The sequence below is a fragment of the Holospora undulata HU1 genome (assembly GCF_000388175.3).
Taxonomy (GTDB): Bacteria; Pseudomonadota; Alphaproteobacteria; order Holosporales; family Holosporaceae; genus Holospora; species Holospora undulata_A.
Window position 1 is genome coordinate 1 of record NZ_ARPM03000166.1, and the last position, 2,919, is coordinate 2,919.

The window sequence follows — 2,919 nt, forward strand, 5'->3', positions numbered from 1 at the left end:
AACGCAACACGATCTTCTTCTGTCAGAAATCTTTGCACAAGAAAAATTATTAAACTTGTAAACAATTTCATTCAGCATGAGTATAAAATGAGGGCTTTCAGCTTGTCTTTCTTGGGCACACCTCGTGAAATTTTTTCCACATTTTTTATCATTTGTACCGCTTTCCCCCTCGAAAAAAACTACTTTTAAAGCACTCCGAACATTCACAAAATTTACATATAATCATTTTTAGAGACTTTTAAAAGACTTCCTTTACCAATTCTAACAAAAAAGATCTTTTAGTTAAAAGCTTCCATTTTCTATGTCCCTTGTACTTATTTATCTCGTAAGAGAAGTGAGAGAATTCTGAGCCTCCCAAAGTTTTTTATACAGTCCGTTTTGTTGAAGCAAAAGGTGATGAGGTCCTGTTTGAACGATCTTCCCATTATTAAACACAAAAAGACGGTCTATAAGTGTTACAACCTTTAAGCGATGCGCAATAACAATAGAGGTCTTATTTTTCATTAATTCGTGCAATGCTAACTGAATACTTTGCTCTGTAAGCGCGTCTTGCTGAGCAGTGACCTCATCAAGGATCAAAAGAGGAGAGTTTCTTAAAAAGGCTTTTGCAATGCTTAGACGCTGTTTTTCCCCTCCAGAAAGGGGAGCCCCCTGATCTTCTAAAAGTGTTTGATAGCCATTAGGAAGTCCTTGAATGCGGTCAAAAATTCCCGCTTGCTTACAAGCATAGTTCACACGTTCCAAGGTAGCATTTTCACTTCCATAAATTAAGTTCTCCCAAATCGTGCGACGAAAGAATTGTGGATTTTGGGAAATAAAAGTAATGTTTTGATAAAAAAATTGAAGATTCATATCATTAATAGGGATGTCATTGACTAAAATTTTTCCTGAATGGGCAGGGTAAAGTCCTAACATCAGTTGAACAAAGGATGTTTTTCCAGCGCCAGAATATCCCACAAGCCCAACTTTTTCTCCAGCATTGATGGTAAGGCAAAGATTTTCAAATAAAGAGACCTCTTGAGAATAAGAAAAGGTGACATGATCAAAACGCACAGAGGGAGGGTGCTGAAAAATAACGGCTTTTACATTTTTTTGTCCTTTTTCAGGAAAGTTTTGAATAAATTTTGGTGGTACATAAAACATTTCCAGTACTTGTTTCATACGCCCTAAATGTTGAGCGATACGACTGAATTCAAAACTACTTTCCCATAATACATGTGAAATTCCAAGATTAAGATTCATAACTACGGCCAAATCCCCTATAGAAATTTTTCCTTTTTTAAAGCGATGAAAAGCAACGTATAGTGTTACCGTCAGTGTTATAACGTAAAGTAAAGACAAACACAGATGTAAAAAAAAATATGCCCATTGCAATTGTCTTTCTGATTTTTCTCCTTTTTTACAGTTTTGCTGTAAATAGTTTTCTTCTTTTTCTTCACTGGTATATATTTTTACTGTAAAAACATTTAACACAGAATCAGAAATCACTCCTAAAATTTGATTCCCATACTGAGCAAAATTCGCAGACCGTTGAATTAAATAGGGAACCATTACTAAATTTCCAGTAATAAAAAGAACTGCCCAAAAAAAAGTGATTAGCGCAAAAATTTTATCTTTTTGGCTCAAAAGGATTAAACTCAGCGTAAGCGCGATTAAAGGAGCAAGAACTTTCCAACAGAACATTTCTAATAGCTCTGGAATAACTTTTGGTAAATCAGAGATTTTTCCTGAAATTTTTCCAGGAAGTTCCTCTTTAAGTGCGGAATAGGGCATATTAAAAACTCCCTGCAGCCCCAAACCTGCCAAGCGAGATCGTAATTTTGGAACCATGCGAATGCCTATCATATAGTTAAAAAGACGATACGAGAAAAGAACCATTAGTAGTGCAGAAAAAAAAATGAGCACCGGGCCCAGCACCTCTTGATAGCTAACACGAGGATGAAGGCAATCTAAAAATTTCCCAATAGCATAAGGAATCAAAGACAACTCTGCTGCCCAAAGCAATGGACACAAAATTAGAAATAAAGCACACCAAGGTGTATATAGGCAACATTTCCATAAAAAACTGACGAGTTGACAAAACGCTACACGGGACGTACAGACAGGTTCTTGCATAACGCACTAATTAAAAAAAGCTTATTTACAATTATGATTGATGCAGGTTTAAAATCAAGGAGGGTTAAAAAGACATTAATACGCATCTAAGGTTCGTCCTCAATTAAGTTAATTTTTTCTGTATTTTTTAAGAATGCGTTTTGGGATGATCTGTGGGGTAGGGTAAAGGATCTTTTTCTTGAAAAACAAGGGGACAGCCTAAGACAATCACCTGTTTGTGGAGGGGGGGGTACCACTATCTGCACAAGAATCCCCTGGAGGGATTTAGCTTTTTGTATTTTCAAACCACTAGGCCCGTTGGAGTCAAAAAGGTTTATGGAAAAGCGTTTTTAAAATCCTTATCCAGTACAGCAACCAAAAGCACGCGATGAGCATTATGCGCGCCAATCAACACAGAGCTTGCGCTAAAAAAAGACGGAAAGCCAGACCATTAGAGCGATAAGATCCATGTAATCTGCGATGCCCAAGGCAATATCTCATCGTTAATCCTATCAATTTTTACTTGACAAAAGGTAAGGAACACGATCCTTCTGTACGGGGAGTGATAGATCCATCTCGTGAAGACTGATAAAGTGCTTTTCGATAAACATATGCGAAAAAAACTCAAAAGAAAAGAGCCGTGCCCCCTGGAGCATTATGAAAAATATCTTTACTAAATTCCGTCATTTGATCGAGAATTTTTTTCTAAACTTAAAGCAATACCGCACCATTGCCACACGCTATGATAAAAGGTTTGTAAACTTTTTTAGCGCCATTCGCTTGGCTTCAATTGTCCTTTGGCTTACGTTGAGTACACAGCCTATT

1 protein-coding gene and 2 pseudogenes are annotated in these 2,919 nt (G+C 36.8%); 1 reads left to right on the forward strand and 2 read right to left on the reverse strand.

Annotation, left to right across the window (positions count from 1 at the left end; translation table 11 throughout):
• Positions 1-77: 77 nt before the first annotated feature.
• Both K737_RS09595 and K737_RS05145 read right to left on the reverse strand, forming a co-directional pair.
• Positions 78-207: pseudogene (locus tag K737_RS09595) on the reverse strand (helix-turn-helix domain-containing protein); the annotation flags it as partial.
• 111 nt (positions 208-318) lie between these two features.
• Entirely contained in the window at positions 319-2,115 is a 1,797-nt protein-coding gene (locus K737_RS05145; protein WP_006294375.1) for an ABC transporter ATP-binding protein, read from the reverse strand.
• A gap of 660 nt (positions 2,116-2,775) precedes the next feature.
• On the opposite strand from K737_RS05145, the pseudogene K737_RS10600 reads away from it, so the two are divergent.
• Positions 2,776-2,919, forward strand: a pseudogene (locus K737_RS10600) (IS5/IS1182 family transposase); the annotation flags it as partial.

Bases quoted from the DNA above. Each gene is read 5' to 3' on its own strand.
- K737_RS05145 (WP_006294375.1), bottom strand. From the start codon at position 2,115: ATGCAAGAACCTGTCTGTACGTCCCGTGTAGCGTTTTGTCAACTCGTC.